The organism is Leptospira weilii, assembly GCF_006874765.1.
Lineage (GTDB): Bacteria > Spirochaetota > Leptospiria > Leptospirales > Leptospiraceae > Leptospira > Leptospira weilii.
Map to the genome: position 1 here is coordinate 482501 of NZ_CP040840.1, position 18794 is coordinate 501294.

Genomic DNA, 18794 nt, shown 5'->3' on the forward strand with positions numbered 1-18794 from the left:
TTCGGGTTCCAGAAAATTTTTAACGAATACGTTGGATTTTTTCAGTCTTCTCGGTTTATCTGCGTTCTTTCTGGGAGGAATCTCTATTTTACTCGTTAGTCGCGCGGGAATTCGTGAAAAGTCGGGAGCGCTTGCGGTTCTAAAATGTTTGGGGGCGAGTCCGGGAACCGTAAGTTGGATCGTCTTAGGGGAATTATTTTTCTTTTCGTTAATCGGTTCGGTTTTGGGAATCCTGTTTGGAAACGTATTGTTGGGATGGATTCCCGACTTTGCGGGAGAAGAGATTCTGAGTTTTCGTCCGACTATAGGATTTTCCTCCTTACTTTGGGGACTTTTTATCGGAATCTTAATCCCGTTTTTCTCTTCCGTCGAATCGTTGGTCGAAATTCGAACTCTAAAACCGATTCTCGCTCTCAAACAGGAATTCCAGGAAGAAGCCAATCGAATTCCTCGATTTAGAGTCGTTCAGATCATAGGTTATCCGATTCTGTTCTTTTCGTTTTTTGTGTTGGCATGGTGGGAAACCGAAAGTCCCTTAAAAGGTTTGATTCTTTGTTCTGTCTTATTCGTTCTGCCGTTAATCGTATTTTTAGTATATTCCGGAATTAGAATATTGGTTTCGAAATTTAGGAACCAGAGGAATTTTTCTCCGTTCGTGGTGTTTATTGTCGGAAGATTCGACAGGCCGGGAACCTCTCTTTCGCTTTCTGTCGTCGGTCTGACGAGTTCTCTTTTTATTCTTCTTTTGTCTTTGATCGTAAGCGAAAGTCTTTTGGAATACAGCGGAGCCAAGGACAAGGAAAGAAGACCGAATCTTTTCGTGTTGGATATTCGGTCCGAACAAAAAGAACATTTCGAGGAAGTCGTAAAAGAATTCGGCGCTGAAAAAGTAATCGTCGCGCCTGTGATTGGCGCGAGGTTGTCCAGGATCAACGAAGAAGCCGTTAAAAAAGATGAAACTGAAACTTCCGCTTTCAAAAGGGATTGGAGATCCACCGCGAGAACCAGGGAATATTTCCTATCGTATCGAAACGATCCGTATCCCACGGAAAAAATTATAGACGGGGATTTTTGGAGAAAAGGAGAAGAGGATCAAATTTCGGTCGAAAAGGAATTCTCTGAACATCTGAAAGTAAACTTGGGAGACAGTTTGACTTTTTTGGTCGGTGGAGTGGAAGTTACGGGTGTGATCCGGAATTTCAGAACTGTGAATTGGGCGGATATGAGACCGAATTTTGTAGTGCTGTTCTCGAAAGGAATTTTGGAAAAGGCTCCGAGTTACTATTTGAGTTCTTTGAGAATCGAATCCGAGGAAAAGAGATATAACCTTCAAAAGAGCCTGATTTCTAAATACCCGAATTTAACAATCATCGATACGGATAAAGCGATTCGAGCTTTTTTGGGAATTCTGGAAAAAATATCTTTTACGATTCGGTTGATGACTTGGTTGATTTTAGGGGCCTCCTTATTGCTTGTTGTAACTGCCCTGAATTCGAGTCGCAAAGAAAGAATCGAAGAGACGACTTTGTTGCGAATCATCGGCGGAACCTCCGGTTTTTTGAAAAAGGTTTTTTTGTGGGAAGGGATTCTTCTGGGAACGTTTTCGTTTTTATTGGCCTTGCTGTTGGCTTGGATTGCGAATACGTTGATCAGTTGGCAGATTTTAGAGATACAACCTTCGTATCCTTTTTTTGAATACATACTTGCCTATATGTTTACGATTTTCGCAACTACTTCAGTTTATTATATGAATCTAAGAGGGGAATGGAAAAAACCTCCCATTACTTTTATGAAGGCGGTTTGAAATGACTATACTTTTCTTAGCGATAGGCAAAGAACCATAACGTTACCCACAAATTAAGAAGACTTTTGGGGTAATAAGGATCAAAAACTGGTATTTTTCAAGTGTTCCGACGTGTTAGTGATTAGGGGTTAGATTTTAGTGGATAGAACTTTACATACAATAAAACGCAAGTGTTCCGACAAGAATGAGACTTTTTACTTGCAAGAAGTATGATTTTCTGATAGAGAAAAACCTTCCGAGTTTTCCCCGCCTCCAAACTCAGCGCCTCGCTCTTCAGCAGAGCTCGTCATCCCACCCAAAAATAAGGGAAACTCAGGCACAACGCTTCCTAAACTCAGTAAACACCTTCCTATGGGTCGGTGTTTAGGGCGCGTCGTGGGAACTAAGTTTCACAGAGGATTTGTCGGAATTCCGACAGATTTATCTTCGGATCCAAGTACTTGTTGGTTGGTTATGGCAAAGAACGTTTTTCGGAAATGGCAATCGGAGAATTCAAGCGGAAGTTTTATCCGGATGAAATGAAATAAAATTGGTTTTGGCAAAATTAGAAGAATTGACGCATATTATTCTCTAAAGTTCCCTATCGGTATGAGTGAATTCATTGAAATCAAAGTCGGGGAAAAATCCTACCAGTTTCCGTTGATTTCCGGAACCGACGGTAAAAAAGGGATCGATATGCGCGGGCTTCATCAAAAAACCGGACTCATTTCGTATGATCCCGGTTTTTTTAACACCGCGTATGCGGTGAGTCGAATTTCCAGAAGAGATCCGGATTCGGGAGAATTACAATACCGCGGTTACGACGTCGCCGATCTCGTTCAACATTCTACGTTTGTGGAAACCAGTTATCTTTTGATCTATGGCAAGCTTCCCACCGAACAACAGCTTAAGGATTTTTCTTTAAAACTTTCCAAACATTCTTTGATTCACGAAGATATGATTAATCTTTTCGACGGGTTTCCGGGCAAAGGACATCCTCTTGCGGTTCTTTCTGTGATGGTGACTTCTCTTTCCAGTTATTATCCGGAAGAGTACGAGGAATCTTTGGACAAAGGGATCGATCATTCCGCGAGACTTCTCGCTAAGATCAGAACGATTGCGGCCTTTTCCTACAAGAAGATCGTCGGCCAACCTTTCGTGTATCCTTTGGATAAACATCCTTATTGCACGAACTTTCTTTATATGTTGTTTTCGATTCCGTCCAAGGATTATGTTCCTACGGAGGACATCGATCGGATTTTGAACCAACTTTGGATTCTCTATGCGGATCACGAACAAAACGTTTCCAATACGACGGTGCAGGTAATCGGTTCCACGCAAGCTAACTTATTTGCTTCCATTTCTTCTGCGATCAACGCTCTTTGGGGTTCGAGGGAAGGCGGTCGTCAGGTCGCGGCCGTAGGTTTGATTGAAGATATTCTTAAATCCAGAAAGTCGGTTCCGGAATACTTTGAAAAATTCAAAGGAGATTCGGAAAGATTATTTTCGAACGGATTCGGACACAAGGCCTACGAGGCGAAAAGTAAGAGAGCCATCATTGCGAGTAAGCTGTTCCACGATTTCTACAAAAAGAATCCGGTAAGTCCGATCGCGGAAGTGGCTCTCAAAATCGAAGATTATATGCAAAATGATGAATATTACATTAATCAAAAATTATATCCGAATCTCGAATTCTACAGCGCTGTAATTTTCCATTCTCTTGGAATTCCGAAAGAATTATTCACCGCGATGCAGGTGATCGGAAAGCTTCCGGGTTGGTTGGCGCATTGGAGAGAGCAAAGAGTTTCCGGAAACTACAGCAAGGCTCGTCCAAAGCAGATTTATACCGGAGAAATGGGTAGGAAATACGTTCCTCTTTCGGAAAGGTAGTATGATGCAAAACCCGAGATGGAAAGATTGGCTCGCTCAGGCTGAGAAAGATTTGGAATGGGCCGCCGCGTCTCTTCGTTCGGGCTTTTTTGCTCAAACTTGTTTTGTCCATTAGAAACAGAAATAAGAACGTGGCTGGTTTGGGCTTGATTCAGAAACATTACAAGAAACTTGTTCTATATGAATCGAATAAAATTCAAAAAATCTATTTTTATCTCGTTCTAACTTTTTCCACGATGATATTTTTCAATTGTGATAAGCCGAAAGAAATCAGTCCTGACGAATTTCAGACTTTGATTCGAAAGAGTTCGGATCTACACGTTGTTACGTATCTCGGTATAGAGGAAGAAAAGGCGATTCTAAAAGTTTCGACTCGACCTTCTATCGATTCAAAAAAATGGAAGGACGAATATTTTTACGCAAGAAAAACTCCCGGCTTAGATCTTTGGATTGATGAGAACATTTATGGAATCACTACTTCCAACTTTACAAAACTTTATTCCTATATTTTGTCTTTGGATAATAAGGAATTTCAGTTCGGAAAATGGACGATTCTAACGAGGGATCACCTTAAGGACAAAGTAGAAAACAAGGGAATTCGTATTACAGTTAAAAGATATACCTATTTCATCTTCGAAATGTCCGGTCCGAAGATTCGGTATTACTCTCTGAGTATGAAACGCGATCCGCATGACGGTATTCAATATAAAAAGTTATGGCGAGAACTTGTAAGTCATATTCAGCAAGAACGGTAATTGAGCATCGGGATGAAACTAAAATGAGCGTTATTGTTTATCCAAAACGGGATCCGCTTGGCGGCATGAGCCGGGAAGAGTTGATGGAGAAAATTCGATTTTTGATCCAAGATAAAACGATCGAAGCCTATCTTTTTGGAAGCATTGCACGAAATACCCAAAATGCTTACAGCGATGTGGACTTAATTTTAATTCTGGATACCAAAGTCCCTTTTCTCAACAGACCGGAATTGTTTCCCGAACTTCTCGCTCTTCCCGTCGAACTCAATCTATTCGTATATACGCCCCAAGAGTGGGAAAAAGCCAGGGATCAAAGCAAGTATCCCGGGTTCTGGAAATCCGTCTTTGAGGATATGATTCCGTTGATTCAGAACTTATCCTAAAACCGTCGGTCTTCGGACAAAAAAATACCGGCTAATCGCATAAGCAACCGCCGGTTGAATAGGTTTCAATTCTGTAAGTCCAGTGAATCAGACTAGTTCTTATTGGTCAACGTCTTCAGAAAAGTTACGATCGACTTTGTATCGGATTCGGAGAGTTCCTTACCCAATTGAAGATAAGCCATTTTTTTGACCGCTTCTTCCAGAGTTGTCGTTTTTCCATCGTGGAAGTAGGGGCCCGTAATCGCCACGTTACGAAGAGAAGGGACCTTAAAGACGAAAGCGTCCGCAGGATTTTTTGTCAAATCTTGGCGACCTTTGTCGTTAGTATTTTCATATGGATTTATCTGTCCTAGTTTACGGAAGGAATTCCCGCCCAAAAGAGGACCGACATGACAGGTGACGCAACCCGTAGTCAAAAACTTTTCCAGACCTTCCTGCTCTTCCGCGGAAAGAGCTTTGTAATCTCCTTTTTGGAAATCGTCAAAACGGTCTTGGGTTTTTAAGGTTCTTTCAAAGGCCGCGATCGCGCCCACAATATTATCGTAGGTAATTTTTTTCATATTAACGGAAGAGATTTTAGAATTTTCTTTCATCGAGGAATCCGAATAAGCTTTTGCGAAAAGATCTTGGTATTCGGAAATTTCACCGATTTTCTTTTCCACTTCCGCCGCGGAGGGCATGGCCATTTCCACAGGATTTAAAATCGGTCCTTTGGCTTGTTCTTTCAGATCCTTTGCTCTGCCATCCCAAAATTGAGCCAAGTGAAAACCCGCATTTAGAACAGTCGGAGAATTTCTAACTCCGTTTTTTCCGAACGCACCCGGAGATGTAGGAAGATTGTCCACTCCTGGGGCTTTCCCAATAATATTATGACAGGAATTGCAAGATTGCGTGTTGTTCGCGGAAAGTCTTTTTTCGAAATATAATTTTTCACCCAGTTGAATCAATTCCGGCGTATCTGCTTCTCCACCCGGCATTTTATCGGGGATGGTCCCAAAGGTCTTATTGGAATCATCCATCAATTTTTTCGTTTTTTCAGATGGTCCGCAATATGCTAACACAGCTCCCAGAAACGCTAAACAGAACATTTTCTCCGTAAGTTGTTTCATATCGGTTACTCTCTTATATTTTAGAATAATTCTAAAATAAGATTTTATTTAAAAATATACTGAGTTGCAATTCTTTTTCAAATCTTACCTTCGTTTTTTCCTTTCGATTTGGAAGACTAAACCTTGTGCGTTGATTTTAGAATCGAATTCGAGAAGCATTTCCTCTTTTTTCCCCAAGAGGATTCCTTGAGTTGAAAGCTCCCTTTCCAAATAAGCCCTTACCCGCCCCGTGCAAAATTCGAGCAAGGCGTCTCCTTCCAGTCCGGACCTTTCTCCGGAGGAAAGGATATTCTGCATCGCGTGCAAACCCTGTTTCATCTGGCGTGCGCCGGATTCCAAATCCTTCCAAACTCCGAAATGCGTAAGATAGGCTTTATCCGCACCTGTGGAAAGAATTTTATCCACCGTATCCATCGCCTCTTCCGAATTGAAATCGGTGGGGGTCGTGGAAGGATATAGAATCGGATTTTTTCCGACGGCAAAATCCTTATATCCGAGTCCGAAAGAATCACCCGTAAATATTCCGTTGCTTAAGGAATCATGGATGCAAAAATGATGATTTGCATGTCCTCTTGTATAATAAAATTTGAATATCCTATTTCCCCATCTGATTTCTTCTTCGTCTTCGGGACTTTTTACTCTTTCTTTGGGAACGGGAAGAATTTCTCCGTATAACTTTTTAAAGTTATCTTCTCCGTAAACTTGAATCGAACTTTGAATCAATCTTTCGGGATTGATGAGGTGCGGAGCCGCTTTTGGATGCGCTAGGATCGTCGCATTGGTGCAGTATTTTGCCAACAATCCCGTGCCTCCCGCGTGATCCAGATGAACGTGAGTGATAATAATGTATTTTACGTCTTCTGGTTTGCGTCCGATTTTACGCAATTCTTCGAGCAAAATAGGGACTGCGTGATTCGTGTTGTTTTCCACAAAGGCCGCCTCTTCACCCTCGACTACCAGATAAGCGCACGCGACTCCCGGCGAGATGTAATCGCAGTCGATCGTATATAAACCGGGAAAAACTTCCTTCTCATAAGCTGGCATAGAATTCTCCTAGATGGGGATTTGTAATGAAGACGTGCCGATTGTCATTTGTATGTGGACCATTTTATAACGAATTGTCTTTTGTTATGATCGTTTAATCATTGATATCCGTTGAGGGATTCTCGCGCGGCGATAAGAAACTCAAGATACGCATTTTTCCATAAATAGATATTGGAATAGTACGCGGGATTTCTTTATTGATATTATCGATTCCGTTAAGTCAAGAAGTTCCTATTTCACAATTAGCTTACGCTTGAGAACGTATTTGTTCGAAGGCTTCATATCGGGATTGTTGCGAGATTCGTTGCTCTTTTTGATAAGACAGAATTTTCTTGTAAAAACCGATGATCGTAGGGACTCTTGCGGAAATGAATCCCACTTTCATTGGTCTTTCCGTCGCTTTTTTATCCGTTTTGATTGCGATTTCTTTGGAAGGCGCGCATTTTCTTTCCTTCTTTAAAATCTCCGCTCTTCTTCTCATTATCGGGGGAACGGCGGGCGCGACCTTTGCGAGCTTTTCCCTCGAACAAATCAAAGATCTCATCTTGAATCTTCAGACCGCGGTTTTTCCAAGACGTAAACCCCCTCTTGGCGAACTCTTTTTGGATTTTGCGGAACAAGCTCGTAAAAACGGCCTACTTTCCCTTGAAGATAATCTTAAATCTATCCAAGATCCGTTTCTTCAGAGAGGAATCCAACTGATTGTGGACGGAACCGACCCTCGCGCGGTGGAGGAAATTCTTTTTGAGTCCGCTCTCGCTATGGAAGACAAAGAAGCGAACTCTGCCAAGATCTTGGAAACTGCGGGAGGGTTTTCTCCTACGGTGGGAATCATCGGAACCGTTATGGGCCTTGTGGGAGTATTAGAGAATTTAGGCGCGGGCACTCGGGCGCTCGGAGAAGGGATTGCCACCGCGTTCATTGCCACTTTCTACGGAATCGCATTCGCAAATCTTCTCTTTTTTCCTCTGGCCAATCGAATCAGGTCTTGGTCTAAGGAACAATCGGATCGTAGACAAGCGATTATTCGGGGAGTTATCGCTCTTCAAAGTGGGGACAATCGAAGAATTCTTATGGAAAGGATGACTCCGTTTATAGGTTGAGAATTTTATAATTTACTCATATTTTTCTCCGAAAATTTATCTCGAAAACTCACGCTTAGTTGTCTCGGAATGTAATTTTACTCGGGACGATTTTTAAGATGGGAATATTGGGAGGAATAAAAAAACGGAAACAAACGTTATTACTGCTCGGACGCGTGAAAAGAAGACTGTAATAAGTTTGTTTCAAAATTTAGAATGTTAGATTTTCTTCAAAAAAACAGCGATTCTGGATTCGGCGCAATTTTGTGAGCGCTTCTATATCTTTGCAAAGACCGTCCGTTAATTTTTGATACCATTTTCATGCGTTCGAGTAATAGAACGTGAAATTCGAAATATACGTTTTTTCTCGGATCGAATCTGACATTCTCCGAGTATCTCTTTTATATGAATTTATTTTCGAAAGCTCGTTTCATTCTATAAAATTTAATGCGAAGTTCCATCCCGACTTGAATAAATTCTTTACAATTTTAAAATCTCTCGGACACTTCCCTTTCACAGGGAAACATACGATGAGACGAATATTTGTTTTTTTAACTTTTTTAATGTGCGGTACTTCCGCTTTCGCGCAGAATAATTTTCTTTGGCAAACCCTTTTCGGAGGGGAACAATACAACGGATTAAAGCCGAACGAATGTCCGGAGGAACTTCCATCGGGAGTCGTTTCCTTAAAGGACGGGAGTTACGTCGTTGTCGGTTCTTCAAACGATTGCTCGAAACTAAATACGAACTCTAAAATCGAACAAAAAAAATACGGCGCCGCTTGGTCCGCAAAGATCGATTCTTCCGGAAATCCGGTTTGGTGGAGATACCTTTTTACGAGTAAACCGGTGGATATGGAAGGTTATACGGTCAATGTTCATAACCATGATAGCATTCGGGGAGAGAATCTTCTCGCAACTCAAGACGGAGGTTTTGTCACAGCCGGATCGATTGGAAGTGGAACTTATAATCGAAAGATTGTTTTTTCGAAATATGACGACCGGGGAGGTCTGATAAACGATCAGATCCTCGAGGCGAAAGAATTTTGCGATGGTTTTTGCGGATTCGAGGATCCTCATATATTTCATCTTCAGGAACTTTCCAATGAAAAGTTCAGAGGACTCGTTTCGGTTTCTTACAAATTGGAAACTACCGAAAAACAAGGCGATACTACCGTTGTCGTCAACGGGAATAAAACCGGTTTCCTATATACGCTTTTCGGAAAGGACGGTTCCGTAAAAAGTTCCAAATATATTCCGGATTTGGAATTTGCTCCGAGCGCTACTGTGGCTTACGAGGAAGGCCTAATCTTTGCGGTAAGCACGGATAACGTCTCCGGTAGGGAATTTCAAAGAGACTTGGTCATTCATCGATATGATTCCGACGGAAAACAACTCTGGAAAAAAAGATTCGGAAGTCCTAATGCGGAAGATATGGCCGTTTCCATCCTCAAACTCTCCGATGGGAATTTACTTTTGTCTGGAGGAATTTTCGGGCCGAGTGGTCAAGCGGTTTGGCTCTTGAAGTTTTCTCCGAAAGGCGAGACGATTTGGGAGACCAAACAGAAATTAGGCGGCCATAATTTTATGGGTCCGATTATAGAATCCCCGGATCAGGGTTTTTTCGGCGTACTTTCCGATGGAGAGGGGCCTATGGTTGTCGTTAAGTTCGATTCTAACGGAAAAAAGGTCTGGGAAAGAAAACATTCTCAAAGACTTTATATGGCGAATAAGATTTTAAGAAACGATAAAGGTTACGTTATCCTTTCTTATACGAAGAAAAAACCGGCTCAGTACATAGACGCTCTTCTAATTCAAATGGATTGGGATGGAAACCTTTCGAAGGAAGCTTTGCGAAAGAATTTTCCATAAGATAAACTCAAACCTCGCGAATAAAATCTTTCGATTTTCGTCGAAAACATTTTTAACGTTAAGAGCCCTTACGGGCATGTTTTCATGGGTAGTTTATGTGCGGGTTTGTTAACGATCGATCTTTTTCGTTGTTCAATCCCCACATTGATTAGTTCAAATTAAAAAAGAAATTTATCTAAAAATTATCTCAAAGATGACCGGAGTCGGAATTTTAGGCAAAGATAAAGTGTTTTTGAGATAATCTCTACTTTCGTTTTTACTCGACGCGAGTTTGCATCGCCGGATTTAGGAAGTATCGTAAACATTTTAGGTTGATCAATTCTGAGAGTTATTGATTTTATCGACAAAAATCTTTTTGAGTAAGACCGCTTTAAATTAACGTGAGCAGGGTCGTAAGAAAGTTTGGGCGAATAAGAAACTAAAGTGCAACGACTCCCTTGAACTCAGGCGCAGAGCTTTCCTAAACTCAAATCTCGCTCCCGAAGGGTCGCTGCGGATCGTTGTCGCAGCTCGCGAGTTTCATAGATAAAATGGTTCGCGACCTGTCGAACGACCCTTAAGGAGTGAGACACTGAGTTCAGAGAGCGATCAATCCATCGAACGACCCAGGAAACTCAGCGAATGTCTCTCTATCATAACGTTACCCACAAGTAATGGGATCTCAAGATCAATTTGTCGGAATTACGACAAAATCCTCCGTGAAACTAAGAACCGGTCTCAAAACTCCTTGTACTTTGAGAGTGTAGTACTATAATTGTGAAATGGACAAATATTATTCAGAGATTCCCGAGGGACTTTGGAAACAAATAGCCCCTTTGAACCCAAAAGAGAAGTCAAAGCCGAAAGGTGGTCGCAATCGCGTTCCAACAAGAGTCGTAATGGCAGGTATCATCTATCGAATGAAAACAGGCTGTCAGTGGCGTGCAATTCCGAATGACTTTGGATCGGGTCAAACTTGTCACAGAAGATTTCAAGAATGGGAACGAGCGGGAGTATTCAAAAAGATTTATAAATCTATTTTAAAATATTATGATGTGAAGAATAAGATAGCTTGGGATTGGGCTTCGATGGATTCCGCAATGGTCAAGGCTCCCAAAGGGGGAGTTTAACCGGGAAAAATCCTACAGACCGTGCCAAATTGGGAGTTAAACGGCATATTCTTACGGATGGAAACGGAATTCCATTGGCAATTACGTTGAGCGGAGCGAACGTTCATGATAAACGCAATGTAAAAGATACATTGAATTCCATCTTGGTTTTTTCCGGAAGAAAAAGAAAAAAACCAAAACACCTTTGTTTAGATAAAGGTTATGACTTCAAAGATATAGAAGCATTGATCAAAAGAAGAAACATTCGACCTCATATTCGGAAAAAAGGTGAAAAACCTCTCATTGGTAAATACAAAGGAAAACCTAAACGTTGGGTCGTTGAAAGAACAAATAGTTGGCATAATCGATTCAGAGCTATTTTGATTCGCTGGGAAAGAAAAGCAGAAAACTATCTGGCTTCTCTTTATCTTGCAAGCTCAATCGTTGTTTTTAACTTTTTTAATAGGTAGTTTTGAGACCGGTTCTTAGCAAATTTATATTTAAATCGAATTGAAACAAAAGAAGAACATAAGACAAAGCCCCCAAAATAAGGTAGAGACCATTTCAAACCGAGCGAAATTTGAAAAGGGAACGCTCGTCTAAAATTTCTAAACTTTATGTTTTTTGAGAAACATAAAGTTTTACATTAGAATAAAATGTTTTACGAATTAATTGCGCCCATCTTCCCAGAATGAAAATCGTAAAAAGCTTGAGAGATTTCTTCCTGAGTGTTCATCACGAAAGGGCCGTATCTTGCAACCGGTTCATCCACCGGTTCTCCTCCGATCAAAAGAAATTGCCAATCGTTCGGGGAATTCTCGTGTAGAGAAAATCGAACCTCACCTTTGCCTCTTTCAAACCAAACCATTTCCCCTTCTTTTAAGGATATGTTCCCTTCTTCAGTATGCAAAATGCCGTCTCCGGAAAAAGGGAAAGCGAATACGTTATACGACTCAGGAACAGGAACAGTGATATCCGCGCCCGGAATTAGGCAAAAATGATAATATAAAATTGGAATTTTAGTTTCGATTACGGCTTTTGTTCCGAACACTTCCCCCGCGATAACTCTAATTTTTGTTTTTCCATCGGACGTTTCAATTTCGGGAATTCTTTCGGAAGGAGTGTCTTGATATTTAGGACGACTCATTTTTTGAGAAGAAGGTAAATTGACCCACAATTGAAAACCGTGCATCCAACCGCCTTTTTTCTGAAAATCGTTTGAGGGTAATTCGGAATGAACCAGGCCGGAACCTGCCGTCATCCACTGGACATCTCCGGGTTTTAATTTTCCGTAGTTCCCCCATGAGTCCCTGTGTTCCATCTCTCCGGTCAATAAATAAGTGACCGTTTCAAATCCTCTGTGCGGATGTTCTGGAGCACCGATCGCTTTTCCGGGTTTATATTCCACAGGTCCCATTTCGTCTAATAACAGAAAAGGATCTAGCTGAATTAAATCTCGAACGGGAAAAGGTCTCCGTACCGGAAAACCTCCCCCTTCGATGGTTCTCAGAGACGGTCTGATAGTTTTCACTTTTCTCAGATTCATAAATCAAGCGCTCCTCTCGCTTTCTGGTCGCGATGCAAATACTTTATTGAGATAAATATAACGGTTGGAATCATGATCACGACTACTGTAACTTTTTTAGTTTCATATTCTTTAGACGATGCTTTTCGGTTTGTGGCGGATTTTAGAAATTTAGTTTATTGGGGGGATAGAATTTCCAACGTCTCGCCGATTTCTTCCAGGAATGGAAATCATTTTCCCATTTATGAGCTACTCTATTCTTTCGGGCCTTTCAAACTCAAAGCAAATTATTTCGCAAAGGAATGGACTCCAAATTCTCGAATGATTATGGAAATTCATAGTTCGTTTATAGATCAAAGAGACATTTATACATTTCAAACTTCGAGTCGAGGAACTAAAATAACTTTTACAAATCATTCTAAACTTAAATACCCTTATCACTTCGGGGAATGGGCGTTTGCTTCGAGAATTAGACAAAGAATCTGCAAAGAAATGAGACAGTTGCAGAATTGTTTATACCGAGACGGTTCCGATTCTCCAAAGCACTTTCAAATCATTCGAATTTAATTTTTTGATTCAAATTCCTCTTGCTTAATTTAATTTTTTTAGAAAGAATATTCCCGGTTTGAATCCGTGGAAACATCTAAGAATCATTCAGCTCCGATTCCATTTAACGAGAAGGAAAGACTCGATGCCCTACATTCTTATCGGATCATAAATACGATTCCGGAGGAAAAATTCGATTCGCTTACACAAATAGCGGCCTATATCTGCGATTCTCCGTTTGTACTCATTTCTTTGATCGATACGAATCGACTTTGGTTCAAGTCGAAAATCGGTATGAATATTTCCGAAATTCCGCGAGACATTTCGTTCTGCCAATACACAATTATTCAAGATGAAATTTTCGAAATCGAAAACGCCTTAAAGGACGAAAGATTTCAAAACAACCCTTTCGTTTTAGGCCCGCCTTATATTCGTTTTTATGCGGGCACACCCCTAAAAACACCCGAAGGATTTAACGTCGGAACTCTTTGCGTATTCGACACTGAACCGAAAAGTCTAAATTCCAGACAGAAAATGATTCTAAAAGTGTTATCCGATCAAGTCATCGCAAACTTCGAGTTGATTAAAAAGAATCGGGAGCTAGTTCTCGTTCACGAAAAAAAGGAAGAACTCCAAAAATCTAAAAGTCAGTTTTTTGCGAATATGAGCCATGAAATCCGCACTCCGGTTCACGGAATTTTAGGAGTCACGGGTCTTTTATCGGAAACGAAACTTCAACCGGAACAAAAAGAATACGTAGACATAATCCGAAGAAACGGCAATCTTTTGCTCAACCTTCTAAATGATATTTTAGATTTTTCTAAATTAGAATCGTCTCATATGAAAATCGAAATAATAGCCTTTGATCTTATGGATCTATTAAGGGACGTGTTCTATCTTTTTGAGACATACGCAAAACGTAAAAATTTGGAATTCAAAATGGTTGGAGATCAACCTTCCTCTTTGATCATTTCGACGGATCCGAACCGGCTGAAACAGATTCTAGTCAACCTCGTCTCAAACGCATTCAAGTTCACGGAAAAAGGAAGCGTATCGATCGAATTTGAATTCGACATCAAATCCGATTCGAAACAATGCGATATACGGATTCGGGTAAAGGACACCGGAATCGGGATACCGGAACAAAAACTCAAAGAGTTATTCCAAGCCTATACGCAGATGGATACTTCCGTTTCGAGAAAATACGGAGGAACCGGACTCGGTCTTGCGATCAGCAAAGGTCTTGCAGAAATGATGAATTTTAAACTGACCACACAAAGCGTCATAAATCGAGGGAGTGTTTTTGAAATTTCGGGCAGGATTCCTCTCGCTGAAAGATCGGAAGTAAACTTCGAACCTAAAAAACTGAACCCCGATACGAACGGAACTTCCATTCAAGACCTAAGAATCCTTGTAGCCGAGGACAATGAAACCAATCAAATGTTGATCAAAAAAGTTTTAGAAAAGCTGGGGTACAAACCTGTGATCGTTTCCAACGGAATCGAAGCGCTCCATCACATAGAAACAAAAGGAACCGACGTTTTTTTTCTGGATATTCAAATGCCGGAATTAAGCGGAATCGAAACTGCAAAAATTCTCACACAACATACCAATCAGTCCATTCGTCCTTATATCATTGCTATGACGGCTAATGCGAGTCAAGAGGACAAGGAAGACTGCTTGGCGTCCGGCATCAATGAATACATCAGCAAGCCGTTTCGTAAAGAGGAAATCGCCGATCTATTGAATCATTTTATTGCCAGAAAAAACTCAAAAACATAGAAACAATTCCACTTCGACTCAACTTACAGTTCGATAAATCGGGTCGACAACTTTCGATTTTTTTATTTCATTACTCAGCTCTATATAATAGAGTGTGCAAAATTCTGCGTCTAACGCCGGATTTGTGTTCAAATTGACGGTATTCTATTTCATAGGGATCGGTAGCGAATTTTCAGGCCGACTCCTGGTTCAACATAGCCGATTCTATATACGATTTCGGATTTCGGTCAAAATTTTTTAAGCGCCGAATTTGATCGTTTCGTAAAATCGATATAAGGTTTTTTCTTGCACCGAAAAATCATTTTGCAAAAAATCGGATTAAATTCAGAGTCGTAAAACGATTCTTCATATATTCTTTAAATATAATATTACTTAGGAAAATTTAAATGGCACAAGTTACACTCAAAGGTAATCAGGTATCGTTAGAAGGAAAAATTCCCGCTCCAGGAGATAAGGCTCCCGACTTCAAAGCGATCAAACAGGATCTCGCCGAATTCGGTCTTAAAGATTATTCGGGTAAAGTAAAAATTCTCGTAGCTGTTCCGAGTTTGGACACTTCTGTTTGCGCTCTGGAAACCAGAGTATTCAACGAAAAAGCGGCGGGGCTTTCTGGCATTACAACTTTGATTATCTCGGGCGACTTACCCTTTGCGATGAAACGTTTTTGTTCCACGGAAGGAATCAATTCTCCGAATCTCGTAACAGGATCTCAATTTAGAGATTTCTCGTTTTCAAAAGCGTACGGAACTCATATCGCGGACGGTCCGCTCAAAGGACTCTCCGCAAGAGCGGTCTTTGTCGTGGATAAATCGGATACGGTTCGTTACGTAGAACTCGTTTCCGAAATTGGATCGGAGCCGAATTACGAAGCGGCGCTTACGGCGGCCCAGGCGGCACTGTAACCAACCCACAAATTAAGAAGGCTTTTGGGATAATAAGAATCAAAAACTGATATTTTTCAAGTGTTCCGACAAGAATGAGGCTTTTTACTTGCGAAAAGTATGATTTTCTGATAGAGAAAAGTCTCCCGAGCCCCACCACCCAAAGTCGGGAGAAACTCAGGCACAACGCTTCCTAAACTCAAATCTCGCTCCCGAAGGGTCGCGAGATAGGTCGCTCTGTGGGGCGTAGTTTCACAGAGGATTTGTCGGAATTCCGACAGATTTATCTTCGGATCCAAGTACTTGTGGATAAGGTTATGAGGCGGCCCAGGTGGCACCATCACCTTACCCACAAATTAAGAGGGCTTTTGGTATAATAAGGATAAAAAACTGATATTTTTCAAGTGTTCCGACAAGAATGATACTTTTTACTTGCAAGAAGTATGATTTTTTGATAGAGAAAAATTTCCCGAGTCTTTCCGCCTCCACCCCCACCCAAAAATAAGGGTGGGAACTAAGTTTCACAGAAGGTTTGTCGTAATTCCGACAGATTTATCTTCGGATCCAAGTATTTGTGGGTAAGGTTATGAGGTGGCACTGTAGAAAATCCAAACCTTACGGCTTGTTCGAAATCGAATATCAAGCCGTAAAGATGTATATGGATTTGCGTTGATAACTCAGCAAATACCTTTGGCGTTTAGGAGTTAAGAACAATCATCGAAGAAAAAATGTCTCAACAAAGTTAGAAGCGCTGAAAGTTAAGATCAGAGTGCCATTTTCAAAAATCATACTATACTCCAATAGAAAGAATCAAATCGCTTGGGCCTTTAAACCGAAACTTGCCCTTGGCCTAAAAGTTCAATATTTTTATAAAACTTTTCTCTTTCTCCTGGAAAAGAGGATTTACCTACCAGTTCCAGACCCAAAATCAGGTTACTGACTTCGTCGTAAGAAACCCAACGAATCGCTCCGAACACTTTAAAATATCCCTGCATACGAATATAAATGTCGAAAACGAATCCTGTGTGTTTGGGAAGAGTTTGGATCAAATGAGGATCCGTGATTTTAATACAGATGCCGTTATTGGAAATGTCGATAACCTGAAATTTTTCCGTGGTTAAAACTGTGTTAGACTCTTTAATTCGCGCGACCATCTCTTTGGAAAGCTCCGCTAATTTTTGGATCGTGTCTTTACCGAGAGTCTTTTCCTTGTTTCTGACCCAAATATAACCGAGAGGAATGGATTGTCTGGAATGATTGATATAAATGATCGGATATATGATTTCGGAAATAATTTTTTCATCCTTATATTTCCTCATCAGAGACGCGATTTCCTCGTGAATATTATCTTCCACGCTGATTTGGTTTTCATCCTTGGACGTATAGGAGTCTTCCAAAGAGGTGTTTTCGATGTGAATGTATTTTTTACTTCGTTTGACCAATTCGAACTTATCGTCCTGATCCGACTTGAAAACGTCTATTTCGATCAAGCCGAGGTTATCCGGTTTTAATTTCGCTTTGTAATCTTCGAAGCTGACCTTGACCAAAGTGGGAATGTTAAACAAGGACGCGTCGATAACTGTTTTGGAAGAATTGATGTTCGTGACGTGCACCGTATCTTGGGTGACAAGATAACGCGGAAATGCCCGGTTGGATTTGGCGATCGAGATTTTGTTTACATTGAGCTCTACAAGTTTCGGACTGAGTTTTTTCAAAAAGCTACATTCCAATTGAACGTACTTGGCGAGAATTCGATACAAAACAATTTCCTCGTTTTCCGGAAAGTTCTTTTCGCTCGATAATTCCACTACGATTTTTTCCCCGTCGTCTACGTATTTCTGAATGGTAACCGTTTCCCCATCGAAGCCTCCTTTTATATTCAAACTCTGTTTTAATAAATGTTTTTCAATAATATGTTTCCTTTGTTCCGGGGAATTTATGACATCTAAATCTCGATTTTTCAGTTTTACACCATTCATTGAACTCATCATCAAATCCTTACTCAAGACAAAGTATAAACGCCCTGTATAGAACGAATTGTAATTCGGTAAATATAAAATTTTTTATATAAATTCTCAAATTATAGAATCGATAGTTTTACAGAAACAAAATCGCCAAACAATGACAGGATTACGGGAATGGCACATATAAGAGACATAGAACCATAAAACTTTCATTCTAAAAGATTTTCGGGTAGGAGGCGAACTTTATATTTTGAGGCCATCTTTTTCAAGGATTCATCGTCGATGAAGTGAGTATTTTTTCCGTTATGATAGTTTTCCACGGTGACTACGAAAACCGCATATCCGAATTGGGACGCGATTTGAAAATAGGGCTTTATTTCCCAAGAAAGAGTAAACGTGTTATCCAAGAAAATTTTCGAGGCCCCGTTCTCCGCTTCTTTACGAGCTTGTTCCTCACAGTATTTATATGCGAGATGGTTCTTCTTATGATCGAAATTGTATTCTTTCGTTTTTGGATCCGTAAAGTAGTCGTCCACGCTGAAAATGGGATATCTCCCGTTTTCGGACAAGAGTTTGGCGAGCGTACTTTTACCGGCTCCCGGTAGGCCTCTGAGTAAGATGAGTGACTTTTCCACGTTCTTTTACTTTACAAATACGTTGAATTTGATTAGCCTATAAGAAACATCCAGCGGGAAATTCTTTCGTATTTGAAAGAGCGTGAACACAATAGAATGAAATACTTAGAAACGGAACAAGTTATTCCCTCCAAAGGAATGTCTTATACAATGTACGAAGTGGAAGGCGAAGATCAGATTCAAAAGATGATGACTTACATTCCCGACACCGACGAAATTCATATCTATCCGAAACCTCCGGTTAAAAAATTGTACAAGCCGGAACTTTGTAAGGTGATTGACGAAATCGTTTTTGCGGAACTTTGGAAGTTAGGGGAAGAAAGAAAAACGGCCCGGTGAAAAAATTATTGAGTTCTGGCCTCGGAGAGAATCGAACTCCCGACACAAGGATTTTCAGTCCTCTGCTCTACCGACTGAGCTACAAGGCCGAACCCATGAACAGCATAGAAAAACAGC

Annotated in this window: 16 protein-coding genes, 1 tRNA gene and 1 pseudogene (1 of these 18 cut by a window edge); 12 read left to right on the plus strand and 6 right to left on the minus strand. The window is 40.7% G+C overall.

Going from position 1 to position 18794, the window contains the following annotated elements; genetic code table 11:
* The 5 genes from FHG67_RS02410 to FHG67_RS02430 form a co-directional block, all read left to right on the plus strand.
* Positions 1–1804: the 3' portion of an ABC transporter permease gene (locus tag FHG67_RS02410; protein ID WP_004500919.1), read on the plus strand. It extends 734 nt beyond the left edge of the window; the window shows 1804 of its 2538 coding nt (coding positions 735–2538); the start codon falls outside the window, past its left edge; the stop codon is at positions 1802–1804.
* A 588-nt stretch (positions 1805–2392) separates the two neighbouring features.
* Positions 2393–3673 carry a citrate/2-methylcitrate synthase gene (locus tag FHG67_RS02415; RefSeq protein ID WP_004500526.1) on the plus strand — a complete coding sequence of 427 codons (1281 nt, stop codon included), beginning with the start codon at positions 2393–2395 and terminating at the stop codon, positions 3671–3673.
* Between the two features lie 4 nt (positions 3674–3677).
* A complete protein-coding gene (locus FHG67_RS02420; RefSeq protein ID WP_016759420.1) occupies positions 3678–3788 on the plus strand; it encodes a HEPN domain-containing protein in 111 nt (36 codons plus the stop codon).
* A complete protein-coding gene (locus FHG67_RS02425; protein ID WP_172616490.1) occupies positions 3763–4428 on the plus strand; it encodes a hypothetical protein in 666 nt (221 codons plus the stop codon). Before FHG67_RS02420 ends, FHG67_RS02425 begins: the two co-directional genes overlap by 26 nt.
* A gap of 23 nt (positions 4429–4451) precedes the next feature.
* Positions 4452–4811, plus strand: coding sequence for a nucleotidyltransferase domain-containing protein (locus FHG67_RS02430; protein ID WP_004500521.1), 360 nt, complete (start codon positions 4452–4454; stop codon positions 4809–4811).
* Between the two features lie 92 nt (positions 4812–4903).
* On the opposite strand, the gene FHG67_RS02435 is transcribed toward FHG67_RS02430, so the two are convergent.
* The gene (locus FHG67_RS02435) at positions 4904–5920 is read right to left on the minus strand and encodes a cytochrome-c peroxidase (RefSeq protein WP_142499635.1); all 1017 of its coding nucleotides are present in this window, start codon (positions 5918–5920) and stop codon (positions 4904–4906) included.
* An 84-nt stretch (positions 5921–6004) separates the two neighbouring features.
* Entirely contained in the window at positions 6005–6964 is a 960-nt protein-coding gene (locus FHG67_RS02440; RefSeq protein ID WP_004496490.1) for an MBL fold metallo-hydrolase, read from the minus strand.
* A 368-nt stretch (positions 6965–7332) separates the two neighbouring features.
* Between FHG67_RS02440 and FHG67_RS02445 the strand changes: the two genes are divergently transcribed.
* From FHG67_RS02445 to FHG67_RS02460, 3 genes and pseudogenes are all read left to right on the plus strand, one after another.
* Positions 7333–8067, plus strand: coding sequence for a motility protein A (locus FHG67_RS02445; RefSeq protein WP_002626689.1), 735 nt, complete (start codon positions 7333–7335; stop codon positions 8065–8067).
* Between the two features lie 509 nt (positions 8068–8576).
* Entirely contained in the window at positions 8577–9917 is a 1341-nt protein-coding gene (locus tag FHG67_RS02450; protein ID WP_036075817.1) for a PQQ-binding-like beta-propeller repeat protein, read from the plus strand.
* Between the two features lie 761 nt (positions 9918–10678).
* Positions 10679–11475 (plus strand): annotated as a pseudogene (locus FHG67_RS02460) (IS5 family transposase).
* Positions 11476–11666: 191 nt separating this feature from the next.
* Here the strand turns inward: FHG67_RS02460 and FHG67_RS02465 are convergent.
* Positions 11667–12551, minus strand: a complete 885-nt coding sequence (locus tag FHG67_RS02465) for a pirin family protein (protein WP_002619755.1) — start codon at positions 12549–12551, stop codon at positions 11667–11669.
* Positions 12552–12623: 72 nt separating this feature from the next.
* Between FHG67_RS02465 and FHG67_RS02470 the strand changes: the two genes are divergently transcribed.
* From FHG67_RS02470 to tpx, 3 genes are all read left to right on the plus strand, one after another.
* Positions 12624–13097: an LIC13081 family protein gene (locus tag FHG67_RS02470; RefSeq protein WP_004496603.1), complete on the plus strand. Its 474-nt coding sequence runs from the start codon at positions 12624–12626 to the stop codon at positions 13095–13097.
* A 66-nt stretch (positions 13098–13163) separates the two neighbouring features.
* The gene (locus tag FHG67_RS02475) at positions 13164–14858 is read left to right on the plus strand and encodes a GAF domain-containing hybrid sensor histidine kinase/response regulator (RefSeq protein ID WP_004496513.1); all 1695 of its coding nucleotides are present in this window, start codon (positions 13164–13166) and stop codon (positions 14856–14858) included.
* A gap of 386 nt (positions 14859–15244) precedes the next feature.
* Entirely contained in the window at positions 15245–15760 is a 516-nt protein-coding gene (gene tpx / locus FHG67_RS02480; RefSeq protein WP_142499636.1) for a thiol peroxidase, read from the plus strand.
* An 806-nt stretch (positions 15761–16566) separates the two neighbouring features.
* On the opposite strand, the gene FHG67_RS02490 is transcribed toward tpx, so the two are convergent.
* Together FHG67_RS02490 and FHG67_RS02495 are read right to left on the minus strand one after the other, a co-directional pair.
* Positions 16567–17727 (minus strand): DUF1577 domain-containing protein, encoded by a 1161-nt coding sequence (locus FHG67_RS02490; protein WP_004496469.1) that lies wholly within the window; start codon positions 17725–17727, stop codon positions 16567–16569.
* 185 nt (positions 17728–17912) lie between these two features.
* A complete protein-coding gene (locus tag FHG67_RS02495; protein ID WP_002617669.1) occupies positions 17913–18338 on the minus strand; it encodes an AAA family ATPase in 426 nt (141 codons plus the stop codon).
* Between the two features lie 96 nt (positions 18339–18434).
* On the opposite strand from FHG67_RS02495, the gene FHG67_RS02500 reads away from it, so the two are divergent.
* Positions 18435–18677, plus strand: a complete 243-nt coding sequence (locus tag FHG67_RS02500) for a hypothetical protein (protein WP_002722966.1) — start codon at positions 18435–18437, stop codon at positions 18675–18677.
* Between the two features lie 16 nt (positions 18678–18693).
* Here the strand turns inward: FHG67_RS02500 and FHG67_RS02505 are convergent.
* Positions 18694–18766: transfer RNA gene (locus FHG67_RS02505), tRNA-Phe, on the minus strand.
* Between the last annotated feature and the right edge of the window lie 28 nt (positions 18767–18794).